Here is a 15,693-nt window from a genome sequence, read left to right as displayed (position 1 = left end):
ACCACACGCATAGGACGCCATACCGGATGGCGTAGCTCACACGATCAGGGAGATTGGGGTGGACTGGGACAAGCTCAGGATATTCCACGCGGTTGCCGAGGCTGGTTCTTTCACCCACGCTGGTGATGTTCTGAACCTTAGTCAGTCAGCCGTATCGCGTCAGATTTCGGCGCTTGAAGACGTGCTTCAGGTTCCTTTGTTTCACCGCCATGCCCGAGGTCTGATCCTGACCGAACAGGGCGAAACTCTGAATCAAACGGTTCGTGAAGTTTTCTCAAAACTTGAGATGACACAGACTTTGCTCACCGAGAGCAAAGAGAAAGCTGCCGGTCGCCTTCGGGTGACAACAACCACCGGATTCGGAAGTTGCTGGCTCGTGCCGCGCCTGCACCGCTTCATGGAGCAGAATCCGGAAATTGCGATTACACTGATCCTGGAAGATAATGATCTGGATCTGGGAATGCGTGAAGCTGACGTCGCTGTACGCATGCACGCGCCCCGACAGCCCGATCTGATCCAGCGTCACCTCGCAGATTTCCCCCTCGCCGTTTTTGCATCCCCGCGTTACATCGAAGAGAACGGACAGCCCGCCACAGTGGATGATCTGGGCACGCATAATCTGGTGGCTTTCGGCGGTTATCATCCGCCGGTTCCCCATGTGAACTGGCTCCTTGAAGCGGGCCTGCCTGAAGGAAGCCGTCGGGCTGCCCGACTTGAAGTTAACAGCATGGTTGCCATGGCTGATGCTATCGAGGCCGGTCTCGGCATCGGGTCAGTACCCGGTTACGCTGTTTCCGAATATCCGGATCTCATCAAGGTTCTTCCTGATGTCGAACCACCTCTCGTCGAAGCATTCTTTGTCTACCCGGAAGAACTGCGCAGTTCGAAGCGCGTGGCCGTCTTTCGTGACTTCCTGACCAGTGAACTGGGTCTTCGCGGTTAAATTATCATACCTGCGCAACCAGCATAGAAGACGTGGAGCCTGCTAAACATGGCCACGTCTTCTATACCGCATTAGCTATTAGCTTCTCAGGCATAACTATAAGAAGCCAGGGGTCAGGCAATATCTGCTAATTTTTTAACTGTATAACTGCCTCAGTGCGTCACACCTCTGAACTATTGGGTTTTCCGTAGCTCCTGAATTTTACCAATAACGTAGCTTACTGGCCATCTCTATATAAACAAAGTTAGCTTATAAAGCTTCCCGAGAACACAATAGCAGGGTTTACCTGAGGCTTTTCGACTGCTCCTGATCGGAGCAAATGTCCTTTCCGGGAGCGCTATACGTGCGCTCCCCTCAGACACTCACGCTCTGTTATATGTATCTTCAATCCGCACGATATCATCTTCACCAAGATACGATCCGGTCTGAACTTCAATCAGTGTCAGAGGAATTTTGCCTGGGTTCTCCATGCGATGAATGCACCCGAGAGGCAGATAGATACTCTCGTTCTCACGGACCAGAACCTTATCATCATCCCGTGTAACCAGCGCAACACCGCCTACAACCACCCAATGCTCAGCACGATGAAAATGCTTTTGCAGTGAAAGTTTTTCACCAGGCTGAACAACGATCCGTTTAACCTGAAAACGATCGTTCTGAATAAGACTCTCGTAGAAACCCCATGGTCTGTAGCAACGATTATGCGTCGCTGCCTCGGGCCGCTTTTCCTTTTTCAGACGGTCAACGATTTTCTTGACGTCCTGAGCGCGGTCACGATGAGTAACAAGAACAGCATCATCTGTTGCGACAACCACAACACCTTCGACACCGGCTACAGCCGTCAGATATTTATCCGACCTCACGTAACAGTTTTTCGCATCCTCAATCAGCACATCTCCGATTCCGACATTTCCATCGGCATCTTTTGGGCTGATATCCCACAACGCATCCCAGCTTCCGACATCGGACCAGCCTAAGTCTGCCGGCACAACTGCGATATTGCTACTGCGCTCGGCGATAGCGTAATCAATCGAAATATCAGGAATACGCCGGAATTCCTCTCCGCCGAGGCGCTGAAAGAACAGATCACCACGCCGTGCGGCATAAGCCGCCCGCACTCCGGCCATCACATCCGGAGCATGCTCTTCCATTTCACGGATCAAAACATCAGCGCGAAAGACAAACATTCCGGAGTTCCAAAGATAATCGCCTGCCTTCAGAAACTCTTCCGCCTGTTTTGCATCAGGCTTTTCACGGAATGCCCTGACACTGAACACCCCTTCAACATCCGGCAGAGCAGATCCAACTTCAATGTAACCATACCCGGTTTCGGGACGGGTTGGTTTCATCCCGAATGTCACCACCTTACCCTGTTCAGCGCCGGCAACAGCACTTTGCAACGCCGCCACAAGAGCATCTGGCTTCAGCATCGCGGCGTCGGCGGCCATAAGCCATAAAACCGCATCCGGATCAGTTTCAGCTACAAGAAGAGCAGCAGCAGCGATAGCAGGAGCGGAATTGCGCCCGACCGGTTCGAGCAAAATACGTGAAGACTCGATCCCCGCCTCCCGAAGCTGTTCGGCTATCAGAAAACGGTGTTCCTCATTGCAAACAATGACAGGAGCAGCAGGAGTGAGCTTCCGGGCACGCAATGCCGTTTCCTGCAACAGCGATTTTTCACTGAGCAAAGGCCAGAGCTGCTTCGGAAAACTCGCACGGGACATCGGCCATAACCGCGTGCCGGACCCGCCTGACAGAATGACCGGGACAATCATTGAGCCGCTTTTTGTCGGCAGATCCTGCTCCGCGAGATGCTGTTCAGTCAAAATAGCCATGTCGGTCCCTGTTCCGCGCGGGAATCGTCATCCTGACGGTATGACCCGCAGCACAATATAAGGTCTGAAAACCCATCCCAAAAACTTCCGGCAAATTCGCACTCTCTGCAAATGCACCGGAGCGTCACTCTAGCAGAAAGTCAGACCTTCGCGAGTGGGTGTCTGGGGCTTAGCTGCAACAAAAAATGTAGAAAAAAGCATCACCCATGTCGCCGGGTATGTTTTCCCGGCATGCAATAATGTCGCGCGTCCGTATAATATACCGCACGATTAACCGGAGCCATAAGCTTACCCCGACGGCCTATCGTATGCAGCTTACGCCCATGTGTGGCAATAACCGGCCCTGCGGACATACACCCGCGCAGCATATAACGATGATGCGCAGTGGTTTTCGAATGGTGAGTTTGCGCCCCATGAGCACTACTGAAATGCGTCTGCAGGCTAAGGCACACTGCACAAGCAACGACTATTGCACGAAAAAAATTCGCCATTTGAAAAACGGGCAAGCCAAACTGCTGCATGTCACACCAAGTGTAGCTGCAACCATTTAAATTCAGCCCATCAAAATTCCGGATCATATGTCGATTGCCCACAATACCTTTCTGTCTGTATCCAGGCCAATCTAAAACAAGCAATAAAATTTAAAGCTTCGCACAGTCACCTTTTAAAGAGAGCCGGATGATGCCGCAATATTTTTACTGGAAATAGCCAGATGGTCAACTATCCATCTTTAGGTTCAGTATTATTGACACGCTCACGTAGTTCTTTACCAGCCTTAAAAAAAGGCACGACTTTTTCGTCAACGGATACAGATGCACCAGTGCGGGGATTGCGTCCCGCACGCGCATTTCTTTTTTTTGCGGTAAAAGCGCCAAAACCTCGCAATTCAACGCGATCTCCACGAGAAAGCGCCTGTGTCAGCTCATCAAAAATAGTGTGAACAATAAGTTCCACATCCCTGACGAGCAAATGCGGATTAGCGGCCGCAATTTCAGCCACGAGTTCGGATCTGGTCATTGCGCCCCCTCGCCGGGCACTAAGGTTTCCAGATCGAAACAGCGCCGTCAAGGCGGATCGGATCCTGTGGCAAAATTTCGGCAAAATCATGCCCGAGCCATGACATCAGCGCCCCCCCAAACAGACCAGCCAGCCGTCGACGGAAAGAGAATCGCTGAGCCGCCTCTCCAATTGCTTCGACGCAAGGCTCTCCCTTCAGGTCAGAAACTTTTCCAAGCCAGTCAACCGCATCATCCCGGCTACCTAAAGCATCGATTAAGCCCAGAGAAAGCGCCTGCTGACCTGTGTAAGGACGACCATCCGCCAGTGACCGAACTTTTTCCTCCGGCATATGACGACCGGAAACAACCATCGCCACGAACTGATCGAACAGATTACTGACCACACCCTGAAGCATGATGCGCCCTTCAGGAGAGATTGGCTTCACCAGGGAGGGCTGCCCCTTGAGTGGGCCGGAGACAAGCTCATCCACATTCACGCCAATCTTTCCGAGCAGACCGGAAAAATCGGGGCTTTCCATGATGACCCCTATTGAGCCGGTCAATGTACTTCGTTCAGCATATATCCGCCTAGCAGGAAGAGCGATCATATATCCCGCAGATGCGCCCACCCCGCTCATAGTCGCGACAACCGGCTTTAATTTCGAAAAATGTTCAATAGCATCATGGAGCTCTTCTCCCCCAGTGACCGAACCGCCAGGACTGTCAATGTCAAGAATGAGTCCTTTAACAGCGACTTCTTTTTCCGCTTTTGCGAGAGCCTTTGTCCAGCGTGACACATCAGGGCCGATGACGCCATTCACCCGTATCTTCACCAGATGAGGACGCATCAGGGAATTGTGATTCCAGATACCAGACTGCCGACTACCAGCACTGACAGCAGCTACAGCCACACCAAAAAGCACTACGGCACCGACACGCCATCGACGCAGTCGGCGCTTCAGTTCCGCCGCAGCAACCGCAGCATCAACGCCAGAACTCATAATATATTAACCTGCGGCTATGCCCTTTAGGCGCGACTGAAAGTAGCTTCAACTTTACTACAAATTTAATGTTCGTGGCGCATCAGAAGGACACGCCACGCACCAGACAACCCGTTAGTTCTGGCCAGACAAATTCCATTCAGAACGCCTGACACAACCAATTCAGGACTGCGCCTTTCGACCACGCCGACGGCCGCTTCCGCTCTCATCCGTATCGCTGGCCGGCGCTGCGGTCGCGCTGATTTTTCTGCCAAGTCCGATCTCACGCGCCAGCGTTGAGCGCCTCTCCGCATAGTTCGGCGCAACCATAGGATAGTCAGATGGCAATCCCCAGCGCTCACGATACTGATCTGGCGTCATGCCATAGGCACTCTGAAGATGACGCTTCAGCATCTTCAGTTTTTTACCATCTTCCAGACACACAATATAATCCGGAAAGACAGAACGCTTGATTGGAACAGCCGGCTGAAGCTTTTCCGGCTCCGGCACGGCCTGGCCTGCCGCCTCCAGTGCGGCATAGACATCGCGAATCAGGGCCGGAAGGCCATCAGCCGCAAAGGAATTGTTTGCCACATGCGCAGAGACAATCTCTGCGGTCAGTTCAAGAAGCGGCGAAACGGGCTTGCTCTCACTCATGATAAACTCCGTTACATTTTAACGATACAACGCAATCATTAGCCGCGAAAAAAAAATTGGCATTGAGAATGCTGCGCCAAAACAAATAATCACGTGAAGCTTTTTACGCAATACCTAACGAAGGCATGGCCAGACAAATGTTTTTCAGCACCTGGAGAAATCATAACATCACGACAAAAAAAGAACATGAAACAAACGGAAAACAAGACACACCAGATAAAATATCTCCGGGTTAAAGAGCAAATCCTCAACAAAAATTGTACGCTTCATGCGGGCTTAATTAAAACAAAACGTGGCTCAGGCAAAGAGGCGCTACGTTATTCTACAAATCAGAAACCGACCTGCAGTAAAAATTTTTATCTGCTGTATTTTATTAATGTAAATTACATTTTTTAACATAAATCCACGCCTGCGAAAAACACAACATTACAATTTATATTACTCAGACAGACCCCGATAAAATAATTTTCCAGCACAATAAAAATATATACAAATCTTCATAAGTGCTGAAGAACCACCACAAAGAATTTACAATTAAATTTTATTTATAAAAATATTCTCATCAAGGCTGACCCGGGGAAATTCATTACTCCCCTGCCTGCGGCATCATAAAACAACGCGGACAGGAGATTCTTAGTTCATGCAATTTATTTCTGATTACTCAGGATTTTCTGAATTTCTTCCAGAGAAGGCCTGCAATGCCCGTAAAAACAACAAGCCCGACAATTTTTTTCAAACTGCAGCAGCCTTTTTTAGGAGCACAACAGCCTCCCGTCGTACAGGTATCCTTACTCATAAAATCTGTCCTTATCTTTATCTAATATGCTCTGGAGCGGAGACAGCCTCCGACCAGACCAGATATCTACTGATACATGAGATGGATGTTAAGACAAGCAAGCGCGCCTGAGGTGCCAAGGTTAAATATTAATAATTATTCAGGAGCATACACTCAAATGGTTTTACCAGAGAAAAACTGAAACACGCGTCTTGCGCGTAAATATTCTGCTACTTCGTCAGAGACGCCCGGCTAATTCCGGATTTCCCTGTCATACGAGGAAGCCAGTTTTTCATCCGGCGACGCATCGCCTCCATAAACAGATAAACGACCGGCGTTGAATACAGTGTCAGTAACTGACTCATCGCAAGACCACCGACAACGGCAATACCAAGTGGGCGCCGGAGTTCCGCACCATAACCGTTGCCGATAACCAGAGGCACGGCACCCAGAGCAGCCGCCAGCGTCGTCATCAGGATTGGACGGAAACGTTTGAGACAAGCCTCACGAATTGCCTGATCGGGTGTCATTCCGCCATCGCGCTCGGCATGCAATGCAAAATCGATCATGAGAATTGCATTTTTCTTGACGATCCCGATCAGCAAAATGACGCCAATCATGGCGATCAACGAAAAAGACTGTCCGGACAACCACAATGCCAGCACCGCTCCGACCGCCGCCGACGGCAGCGTAGAGAGAATAGTAAGCGGATGGATATAACTTTCATACAGAATACCCAGCGTTACATACATCGTCGCCAGGGCCGCGATGAATACCAGCACTTCATTAAACATGGCTTTACTGAAATCTGCGGCCCGCCCCGAAAAGCCACCACGAATGGTATCGGGCATATGAATGGTGATGGCGACGCGCCTGATTTCGGCCTCAGCGTCATTGATTCCTTTTCCGGATGGCAGATTGAATGAAATCGAACCTGAGACAAAGCCACTCTCATGACTGATACTCAAAGGCGTCGGGCGATGGTTCAGATCCGCCACGGAGACCAGGGGCACCATCGTCTCGGATGATGATGAGACCGCCGATCCGTTCGACGCTCCGGCTCCCCCGGCCAGACTGTTGGCAATCTGATTCCGAAAAGATTGCTGGCTCAGCTTCGCAGTCGTCGATTCCGCCGCCTGGGATAATGTCACACGAATAGAATTCGAGACCGTGCCGCCGCCCGCCGAGCCCCCAGCCGTCGAAACCCACATGGTATTCAGAACTTCAGGATTCTGGCGATAACGCTTTGCAGTTTCCATCACCACGTAATAGGTCGTCAGAGAGGTTGAAATGCTGGACGCCGTGCGCTGGCCATAAGCATCGAACAGTGCATTCCCTATCAGTTGTGGCGTGATCAGATAGCGGGCAGCTGTATCGCGCTGAATATCGACATGCAGGGCAGATCCGGCATTATGCACATTCGTGCTGACATCAGTCAGAACAGGACTGTGACGCAGCGCCTCCTCCAGACGAGGCACCCACGTATAGATCGCCTCCGCGCTGTCACTTTCAAAAACATAAGTGTAATTCCCCTTATGCTGGCGTCCCCCTCCGCCATTCACGTCGCCTGAATTTGAAATGTGCACATCAAGACCAGCAATATCTTCAACCCGCTTCTGTATGCGGGCCGCAATCATCTCAGGTGTTTCATAACGCGACGCCTTATCCCGCAACACGGCAAAGGCTTCAGACTCATTGGCGGCATCGTCGCCGGTAAATGCAACAACAGACGTGACCTGAGGGTCTGCCCCCATGGCGTCCACGACCTGTTTCGTTTTCCGTGAGACGTCGGTGAAAGAACTGGTCTGATCCGCACTGACAAATCCCGACAGCAAGGCGATGTCTTCTGCCGGAAGAATTGTTTTCGGCATGAAGATGATAACGGCGACAGTCACAATGACGCTGAGCGGCAAAGTCGCAAGAACCAGCCAGCGATAACGCAGTGTGCGATCCAGCGAACGCATATAAACGCGAAGCAGGAAATTCAGTCCGGCCTCAATCGCATCGAACCCTTTGTGAGCCAGCCTGGCAAGGCCGCTTCCCTGGTCGGCCGGGCCACCATGATGCACTTCCAGGAGATAAGCGCACATCATCGGAGTAAGCGACATCGATAGCAGAAACGAGATTGTTACCGCCGTCGCGAGAGTCATCGCGAATTCATAAAAGATTTTACCAGCGGTGCCCGACAGCAGCAGCAAAGGCATGAACACTGCAATCAGCGAGATGGTAATCGATAAAACTGTAAACGAAATTTCGCGCGAACCATGGATAGCCGCTTCCATGCGACTCATTCCGTCTTCCATGTGGCGGGCCACATTTTCAACTACGACAATCGCGTCATCGACAACAAACCCTGTAGCGATAGTCAGAGCCATCAGCGAGAGCGTGTCGAGCGAAAACCCGAGCATATGCATCACACCGAGGGAGCCGGCGAGTGAAACCGGAACCGTGATGGCGGGAATCAGGGTCGATCGGGGCGAGCGAAGGAACGCAAGAACGACAAGAACGACAAGAATCAACGAAATCACCAGCGTGAACTGGGTATCGACCAGAGCGGCGCGGATGCTCAGCGACATGTCCGCTGCCAGCGTCAACTTCACGTCGGCAGGCAGGATACTTTGCAGATGTGGAGCGTGAGCTTTGATCTGGTCCGTGACCTCAATAACATTCGCACCGGGTTGCGGCCGGATGATCGCAAGCACTGCCGGTTTCCCATTGAACCATGCTGCCTGCCGCTCGTTCTGCGGACCGTCCCGGACCTCCGCGACATCGGTTAATCGTATGGGCCGGCCGTTACGATAACCTACAATCAGGCCACGATACTGTTCAGCCTTGCGTGCCTGATCATTCGTCGCCAGCAGCATCCGCTGGCCGCCGCTGTCAATAAATCCTTTCGGCGTATTGGCATTCGCGGAGGCCAGCGCAGAACGGATATCTTCGTAGCCAATACCATATTTATAGAGCGCATACGGGTTGATTTCGATACGCACCGCCGGCTTCGCCGAGCCTTCGGGCTGCACCCAGCCAACACCGCGAATCCCGGCGAGTTGCGGGAGCAGGCGCGTTTCGGCGAAGTCCCGCAAACTGATCAGGGGCCGCGTATCGGACGTCAGCGTCGCGACAATAATCGGGTTATCGCTGGGATTGGCCTTATAATATTGCGGGTTCTCGATCAGCGTATGCGGCATGTCCTGCCGCGCGGCCTGCAACGCCGCCTGCACATCGCGGGCAGCCCCGTCGATATCCCGGTCATCATCAAAAAAGAGTAAGATAAAAGCCGATGTATCAGTCGAATCTGACGTCATCTGCGTCAGCCCTGCAATGTTACCCAGATGACGCTCCAGCGGAGTTGTCACGGCGCTCGCCATCTGCTGCGGGGAACTTCCCTGCTGATTGGCGATCACATAAATCACCGGCACCGAGATATTCGGCAGATCGGCTACCGGCATCGCCCGGTACGACAGAGCCCCGGCAAAGACGAAAGCAATTGCGATCAGAATCGTTGCCACCGGACGGAGGATGAACACACGACACAGGTTCACGCGAGCAGCCTTCCGGTCATGTCATCAGCCCAGCCCCTCACGGAAGTGCAATTTCTCCCTGTTACACCGGTTCATACAGCCAACCCGTTTTGATTTCGAATTATCTTAACACGTAAAGAGACGTCGTTATATGCCAGAAACAGGACGTTATTCGGCGCTCCGCCGCGTCTGGCAGAAAAAATAACGCTGTCGGCTCAGAACATAATCTGACTTCTGAAAAACAAGCCGATATATGTATGCCAGAATGCATAAAAATATCCGGGAAAGTGCGTTCAGATGCTTTGTGGCACTCCCGTTTTCCAGCTCCGGCCATAATCGTTTCGTTTGTGACCATCGCCCTTTGGGCGCTCATCCCCACAGAGCCATTTTATTGCAGCAAGGTTGTTGTTTCCATTCCGGATCGAACCATTCATCGGCTATGCAGGCGATGGCCAGTCCACCTCTAAAATCGCTGATGCAGCAAGAAGGCATATTCACCCTGTCATCCGAGCCGACTTCGTTCAGCTCTCACCGGGCAGACATTACTTTTCACGCGAACAATGACAGGCATTTCCGAAAGGTTCGTCCCGGCAACGCACCCGCGTAATAAGGAAATCAAATCCCGATTAATGCGCCGGAGCCGCTTCTTTATAATCGGCGGGAATCGCAAAAATCGCATCATCCTGCGGGATGCGGCTGACTGATACAGCACGCACCACTTTCCTGCCCTGCTGCATGACGAGTACCATGATCCCGTCATCCGTGTAACACGCATCGCTCTGACGTCCGTCCTGATCCGTTGTACGCCAGATCACACAATACTGACCCGCGACCAGATCCGTTCCAAGGCGCTGAAATGACCCTGCCGGTATCTGCCCGGGCATCGTGAGAGCCGTTCCCGGCGCGGCCATCTGACTGCGCGTGTGCCTGAGCGTGTCCAGTACGGTCAGTGTGCGGTCCTTCCAGGATGTCACCATGTAGACAACTGAGTTTTCCGGATCGACACGCTGCCGCAGGGAAGCTGCCTGCCAGCGCATCTGCTGATGAACGGGCGGTCCTCCATCCGGAGAGTCCATTTCATACTGCACATCGACATCCGTGGAAGGCGTCACATATGGCCCGGCGGGGCTTGCGGCAGAAACATCTTCTGCCTTCGCGGCAAACGGCAGAAAACAGATCCCGATTATCCCCAGCAGACCGGAAAACAGAATTATCCCGGTTGGAGGCAGCTTTTTTCTGTATTCCGTCATAAGCCTGAACTCAGTCTCCGGACGCAGGAGCCGGGGATGATGGCGCCGGCGGGCCGCTATCCGGCCCGAGGACCGGACCAGCCGGGGCGTGGTCCGGATTGATGCGATGACGCCGGACCTGCTGGTAGCCTGACGGCGCTTCGAATTCCGTAGACGGAATTGTTTCGTAACTGACTGACAGCGCCGTCAGCTGCCCTTTCAGACCGTCTGCGTCCACGCCACTCTCACTGAGAATCAAACCATTGTCAGTCACGCAGGCATCGGCCTGGCCCTTACCTGACGTCACAATCCAGCGTGTGCAGTCAATTCCGGCAATCGTGGTGTGGCCATTTTTCTTATACTGCATCGACACGTCGAGCAGAAATGGATTGCGAACCGCACCGCGATCCGTAAGCAGCGTAAAGACACGCTGCTTATGCAGTATAATCATGACGCTTTGCGCCGTTCGGTTCAGAACCGTCGAAGCCGCTCCGTCCGGAGAATCAATCCGCATCCGCGCGCCCTCCGAGGCAAACCAGACTTTCACCTCCTGCTTATCCGGCGCCCCTTCCGGCTGCACACTGTATGTTACCACCGCATCACGCGCCGGCATCAGCGGCGGATGATCTCCCTGAGCATGAGCCATCAATGGCGCAAACATCCCGAGAGCCACAGCGATCAGGCCTGCACGTTTTACTACGGAGCTGTCCGTGAAAAGCGTATTTCTGAACATCGATGAGGCTCCCATATGGACTGTGTTCATCTTTAATCGCGCTATCGTTAGAGCAGTTCCCAATCAGATGGAAACCGCTTCCCGAATAAAAATCGGTGCAAAAACAAAGAACTGGATGCGCCATTCGGAAACGACAACATAACACGGCCAGGGATTGCCCCTCAAAACTCCGTCGGACCGCCCGCTCACAATCATGAACCGGCCTGTGCCCGCCTCTCCCCCCGCATCCGGCGAATCTCCTTTGCGATGTCTTCGGCGGTCACATCATTCCAGACGACGGGCACAGTGATCGCCCGGGCCAGAATGTCTTTATATTCCGATGCTGAAATCTCGATGCCTCCGAAGCTGGCCAGATGAGAGGTACCGAACTGCGTATCGAGCAGACAGAAGCCCGCGAGACGCAGGCGCGCCACCAGATGAGTCAGCGCAACTTTAGAAGCATCCGTCTTTCGGCTGAACATGCTTTCACCGAAAAATGCACCACCGAGCGAAACACCATACAAACCGCCGACCAGTTCTCCGGCACAGTATGCTTCCACGCTGTGAGCAAATCCTGCCACATGCAACGCGCAGAACAGAGAAATGATGCTCTCTGTAATCCATGTCGAGTTGCGCCCGGGAGCGGGCGCCGCACAGGCCCGCATCGTCTCCTCAAATACTGTATCTGTCCTGATATCGAACACGCCACTCAGTACAGTCCGGGCAAGACGACGGTGCAGATGAAATCCCTGCAAAGGCAGTACGCCACGCGGATCAGGATCATACCAGTCGAGACGCCCCGGATGTTCACTGTCTCCCATAGGGAACAGCCCGATTGAGTAGGCACGCAACATCATATCCGGCGTCAGCGCCATTTCAGCAGCCATAGGTTGTCCTGATTGCGATTGACGAAACTGTAACCACAACATCTCCTTTTTACGACATAAGATTGCCTGAGCTTACGGCAAAGGCTTTTTTGCGCATGGCTTTTCTTATCAGCCGGCAACATTTTCCTCTCTCAGGTCGTTTGCGACGATGGGTTTCCGGTGCCTATGCCGGATAGTCGCCCGACCTTAATTGTCAGACCGGAGCTCCCGATGCCCGAAAACCGTCCACGTATTATCCGTAGCGTGCGCCTGCCGCAGCCCGTTGAAGACCGCATCACCGCCTCGTTCGATGCGCCTCCGGTTCCGACGTCACCATTGTCCACGGATGAAGTCTTCCGTCTTGCTGAGGAGACAAAGGCTGAAGGACTGCTGGTGACCCATCATGCCGCAATCAGAGGCGCTGACGTGGAACGGATTCCGAAATCCGTCCGGATCGTCGCAACAGTCAGCGTTGGCCTCGATCATCTCGACGTGAAAGCAATTCTCGATCGCGGGATCGCCGTCACCAACACGCCGGACGTGCTGACGGATTGCAATGCCGATCTCGCCATGATGCTGATTATCGCCGCGTCACGTCGGGTAAAGGCCTATACCGAAATTATAAGGAATGGCTGGGGGCACACGCTGGCTATGGACGAACTGCTCGGCGTTCGCGTGAGCGGCAAAACCCTGGGCATCATCGGAATGGGCCGCATCGGGCAAGCTGTGGCGAAGCGCGCAAAGGGCTTCGACATGAAGGTGCTCTATCACAACCGTCGCCGGCTCGACCCTCTGGACGAGCATGGCGCAACATGGTTCGGCAATTTGTCTGACATGCTTCCGCAGTGCCAGATTCTGACACTGCACCTGCCAGGCAATCCGGAATCGGATTCAATCATCAACGCAAAGACCCTCTCCCTGCTTCCGAAAGGCGCCGTTTTCGTCAATGCAGCACGAGGAATTCTGGTCGATGAAGATGCGCTGCTCGATGCACTGAACAGCGGCCATCTCTTCGGCGCAGGACTTGACGTCTGTCGTAATGAACCCGATCCGGCCCCACGCCTTCTGGCAGAGCCAAATGTGTTCATGACCCCCCATGTGGGCAGCGCCACCATCGAAACCCGCACCGCTATGGGTATGCTGGCCCTCGACAATGTCGTTGCAGAAGTTGCAGGCAAACCGCTGCTCACGCCCGTTAAGGCTTAATTTTCATATCCGGCACACAGGAACAGGAGTTTAGTCTGATGCATATGCTGGTGAGTTGTGTCGGCGGTATCGGTCTGACGGCGATGATAGCCACGATCGCTCCGCATTATGCACCTGCCGCGCTTGTCGTGGCAGTCATCTATACGATTCCCGGTGTATCCGCTTCATGGATTACGCTGCATGAAACGCCCTGAGAAGCGCCCGGAAACCGGGCACTTCAATCTTACTGTCCAACAATTCACACAGTAGCGAAAAACATGTCCGCCGATGCGACAATAATTTAGCCGGCGCTCTCTGTTTCCGCCCGCGCCATCGCCTGCTCCCTCAGGGCCACAGCCGTGTCGCGCACGACCGGACCATGTTCACGCTCCAGCCGGCGAATCGTAAAGTGAGCTCTGGCCAGCGCCTGATAATGCGCCAGAAACGCCGCATTCAGTGAAGCGCCGCACAGGGCTCCCGCCACCGGCATCAGTTGCAGCGAAATTTTATGTCCAAGCGCAAGGCCGTAATGCGAGGCGACTTCCGAGATCAGCATCACGACCGGACGCCCCCGCAGCACGGTGCGGGCGGAAAAATACCCAAGCTCACTCTCGCGCCCCTCCCCGATATTCGGAAAAGCCTTCAGCGCAAAAACCTCCAGACAGGCCCGGCGCGCATCAGGCGTCGACAGATCCTCGCCCTCTTCCCGCGCGATACGTGCAATTTCGCGCATGATGGTCAGCGTTGTGAAACTGACATCCGGAGCGAGTCCGACAACACCGGCGAACCCACCGACAGCCCCTGAAACAGCGACGGCAGCCTGTAAAGCGCGATCACGTATCCTGCCCGGAGCAACACGATCCGCACCTGCTTCCGGCGCAGACGCCACGGATACCGGTCCCGACATTCCGATTACAGCAACATCAAATGCGCGTGAAATCGCTGTCTCGGCGATTCCACGCAGTTTATCCTGAATCGCAGGAGTCATCCCGAGACCGCGCATGCCGAGTCGTGTGGCGTGCCCCACGGCCCCACCCATCAGATCAGCCAGCCTTACAAGGACCCCCCGACCTGCTTCAACCTGGTTCAGTGCTTTCTCCAGCTCCGTGATCTGGCCTTCTGTGAGAGCCAGTGGGGCAAGAGCGCTTCCCGTGCTTAGAGTCATTGTGCTGCTGTCCTGTGTCACTCTGCGTCTGGTATATTAGCGCGCCAGACCATAACAGGTTCGCGGAAACACTCATTGACCGCAAGCGTTGCGCATTCGACTCTGTTATGGAACGCGTAAGGAGCCCCGATTATGGTTCACACGTCATCTGTCACGTCGCACCGGGTCTCTGTCTGGTGTTCACTCCCTTTCCGGTCCGGATTCATCAGTCCGGATTTCCGTATTCAGTCGATGTGCATAACGGGTCCATCCATGAAAAAAATTATGTCCGGCATCGCCCTTGCGACCATTGTAAACCTCGGGCTTCCGTTCGCCACAGAAGCATACGCGCAGACTGATCCGTCCCTTCAGCCGACCGACAACGCACTCACACAGAGCGCGGCGACCAGCCTTCAGGCTTCTCCTGTTCGTCATGCGCATCACAGGAACCGGGTCATGCCCGCCGCGAATGTGCCGGCCACAAAGGCTCCGCAATCCCTGGAATCCCAGGAAACCGCACAGCCTCTGCCTTCAGGCTATGAACCCGTGGAAGATTTCGACGTTACGCTGGCCGCTCATTCCGATGCAGTTCTTGCGACGAAACCTGTAAGCGGCCACGTGCCGATTGAAGCCCAGCAGCTACCACGTTCGGCCAGTTCGACGGCACACCAGTTCGACGTGTTTGGCGTGCCGGTTCGTGTGGAAGCTCCTGTTACGCCCCCCTATAACGCCTCGTTCACTTATGAGAATTATGGTGGACAACCAGGGAAGGGGCGCGATGCAACAGGTGCATGGGGGGCTGCGGGGCAGCCATAACCTCCCGGGCCTGAGGTTTCCGCTCCCGGACT

At 53.8% G+C, this 15,693-nt stretch carries 14 protein-coding genes; 5 read left to right on the top strand and 9 right to left on the bottom strand.

Going from position 1 to position 15,693, the window contains the following annotated elements:
• Positions 1 to 58: 58 nt before the first annotated feature.
• Complete coding sequence (locus tag GOB90_RS02845; protein WP_146884926.1) at positions 59 to 943, top strand: LysR family transcriptional regulator; 885 nt, start codon at positions 59 to 61, stop codon at positions 941 to 943.
• Between the two features lie 362 nt (positions 944 to 1,305).
• On the opposite strand, the gene GOB90_RS02840 is transcribed toward GOB90_RS02845, so the two are convergent.
• Complete coding sequence (locus GOB90_RS02840) at positions 1,306 to 2,778, bottom strand: mannose-1-phosphate guanylyltransferase/mannose-6-phosphate isomerase (RefSeq protein WP_173571895.1); 1,473 nt, start codon at positions 2,776 to 2,778, stop codon at positions 1,306 to 1,308.
• A gap of 413 nt (positions 2,779 to 3,191) precedes the next feature.
• On the opposite strand from GOB90_RS02840, the gene GOB90_RS18935 reads away from it, so the two are divergent.
• On the top strand, positions 3,192 to 3,329 hold the full coding sequence (locus GOB90_RS18935) for a hypothetical protein (protein WP_206752463.1): 138 nt from the start codon (positions 3,192 to 3,194) through the stop codon (positions 3,327 to 3,329).
• A 169-nt stretch (positions 3,330 to 3,498) separates the two neighbouring features.
• Here GOB90_RS18935 and GOB90_RS02835 read toward each other — a convergent pair whose 3' ends face one another.
• The 7 genes from GOB90_RS02835 to aat form a co-directional block, all read right to left on the bottom strand.
• Complete coding sequence (locus GOB90_RS02835) at positions 3,499 to 3,795, bottom strand: integration host factor subunit beta (RefSeq protein WP_146884928.1); 297 nt, start codon at positions 3,793 to 3,795, stop codon at positions 3,499 to 3,501.
• A 19-nt stretch (positions 3,796 to 3,814) separates the two neighbouring features.
• Complete coding sequence (gene sppA, locus GOB90_RS02830) at positions 3,815 to 4,777, bottom strand: signal peptide peptidase SppA (RefSeq protein WP_146884930.1); 963 nt, start codon at positions 4,775 to 4,777, stop codon at positions 3,815 to 3,817.
• Positions 4,778 to 4,939: 162 nt separating this feature from the next.
• The gene (locus GOB90_RS02825; RefSeq protein WP_146884933.1) at positions 4,940 to 5,413 is read right to left on the bottom strand and encodes a MucR family transcriptional regulator; all 474 of its coding nucleotides are present in this window, start codon (positions 5,411 to 5,413) and stop codon (positions 4,940 to 4,942) included.
• Positions 5,414 to 6,418: 1,005 nt separating this feature from the next.
• Positions 6,419 to 9,730 (bottom strand): efflux RND transporter permease subunit, encoded by a 3,312-nt coding sequence (locus GOB90_RS02820; protein ID WP_146884935.1) that lies wholly within the window; start codon positions 9,728 to 9,730, stop codon positions 6,419 to 6,421.
• 605 nt (positions 9,731 to 10,335) lie between these two features.
• Positions 10,336 to 10,959 (bottom strand): hypothetical protein, encoded by a 624-nt coding sequence (locus GOB90_RS02815; protein WP_242011752.1) that lies wholly within the window; start codon positions 10,957 to 10,959, stop codon positions 10,336 to 10,338.
• 10 nt (positions 10,960 to 10,969) lie between these two features.
• Positions 10,970 to 11,671 carry a DUF4412 domain-containing protein gene (locus GOB90_RS02810; RefSeq protein ID WP_146884938.1) on the bottom strand — a complete coding sequence of 234 codons (702 nt, stop codon included), beginning with the start codon at positions 11,669 to 11,671 and terminating at the stop codon, positions 10,970 to 10,972.
• A gap of 191 nt (positions 11,672 to 11,862) precedes the next feature.
• Positions 11,863 to 12,537: a leucyl/phenylalanyl-tRNA--protein transferase gene (gene aat / locus GOB90_RS02805; protein ID WP_221223401.1), complete on the bottom strand. Its 675-nt coding sequence runs from the start codon at positions 12,535 to 12,537 to the stop codon at positions 11,863 to 11,865.
• 210 nt (positions 12,538 to 12,747) lie between these two features.
• Between aat and GOB90_RS02800 the strand changes: the two genes are divergently transcribed.
• Both GOB90_RS02800 and GOB90_RS02795 read left to right on the top strand, forming a co-directional pair.
• Entirely contained in the window at positions 12,748 to 13,722 is a 975-nt protein-coding gene (locus GOB90_RS02800) for a 2-hydroxyacid dehydrogenase (protein WP_146884942.1), read from the top strand.
• 38 nt (positions 13,723 to 13,760) lie between these two features.
• Complete coding sequence (locus GOB90_RS02795) at positions 13,761 to 13,916, top strand: hypothetical protein (protein ID WP_173571894.1); 156 nt, start codon at positions 13,761 to 13,763, stop codon at positions 13,914 to 13,916.
• Between the two features lie 86 nt (positions 13,917 to 14,002).
• Here the strand turns inward: GOB90_RS02795 and GOB90_RS02790 are convergent, their stop codons facing one another.
• Positions 14,003 to 14,866 (bottom strand): EcsC family protein, encoded by an 864-nt coding sequence (locus GOB90_RS02790; RefSeq protein ID WP_146884944.1) that lies wholly within the window; start codon positions 14,864 to 14,866, stop codon positions 14,003 to 14,005.
• Between the two features lie 264 nt (positions 14,867 to 15,130).
• Between GOB90_RS02790 and GOB90_RS02785 the strand changes: the two genes are divergently transcribed.
• Complete coding sequence (locus tag GOB90_RS02785) at positions 15,131 to 15,661, top strand: hypothetical protein (RefSeq protein WP_146884946.1); 531 nt, start codon at positions 15,131 to 15,133, stop codon at positions 15,659 to 15,661.
• Positions 15,662 to 15,693 lie beyond the last annotated feature (32 nt).

This window comes from Acetobacter oeni (assembly GCF_011516825.1).
Lineage (GTDB): Bacteria > Pseudomonadota > Alphaproteobacteria > Acetobacterales > Acetobacteraceae > Acetobacter > Acetobacter oeni.
The sequence above is the reverse complement of the archived record's forward strand: the minus strand, read 5'-3'. Positions and strand labels throughout refer to the sequence as shown.

Coding starts and splice junctions, on each gene's coding strand:
- GOB90_RS02840 (WP_173571895.1), bottom strand. CDS start 2,778: ATGGCTATTTTGACTGAACAGCATCTCGCGGAGCAGGATCTGCCGACA.
- GOB90_RS18935 (WP_206752463.1), top strand. CDS start 3,192: ATGAGCACTACTGAAATGCGTCTGCAGGCTAAGGCACACTGCACAAGC.
- GOB90_RS02835 (WP_146884928.1), bottom strand. CDS start 3,795: ATGACCAGATCCGAACTCGTGGCTGAAATTGCGGCCGCTAATCCGCAT.
- sppA (WP_146884930.1), bottom strand. CDS start 4,777: ATGAGTTCTGGCGTTGATGCTGCGGTTGCTGCGGCGGAACTGAAGCGC.
- GOB90_RS02825 (WP_146884933.1), bottom strand. CDS start 5,413: ATGAGTGAGAGCAAGCCCGTTTCGCCGCTTCTTGAACTGACCGCAGAG.
- GOB90_RS02815 (WP_242011752.1), bottom strand. CDS start 10,959: ATGACGGAATACAGAAAAAAGCTGCCTCCAACCGGGATAATTCTGTTT.
- GOB90_RS02810 (WP_146884938.1), bottom strand. CDS start 11,671: ATGTTCAGAAATACGCTTTTCACGGACAGCTCCGTAGTAAAACGTGCA.
- aat (WP_221223401.1), bottom strand. CDS start 12,537: ATGGCTGCTGAAATGGCGCTGACGCCGGATATGATGTTGCGTGCCTAC.
- GOB90_RS02800 (WP_146884942.1), top strand. CDS start 12,748: ATGCCCGAAAACCGTCCACGTATTATCCGTAGCGTGCGCCTGCCGCAG.
- GOB90_RS02795 (WP_173571894.1), top strand. CDS start 13,761: ATGCATATGCTGGTGAGTTGTGTCGGCGGTATCGGTCTGACGGCGATG.
- GOB90_RS02790 (WP_146884944.1), bottom strand. CDS start 14,866: ATGACTCTAAGCACGGGAAGCGCTCTTGCCCCACTGGCTCTCACAGAA.
- GOB90_RS02785 (WP_146884946.1), top strand. CDS start 15,131: ATGTCCGGCATCGCCCTTGCGACCATTGTAAACCTCGGGCTTCCGTTC.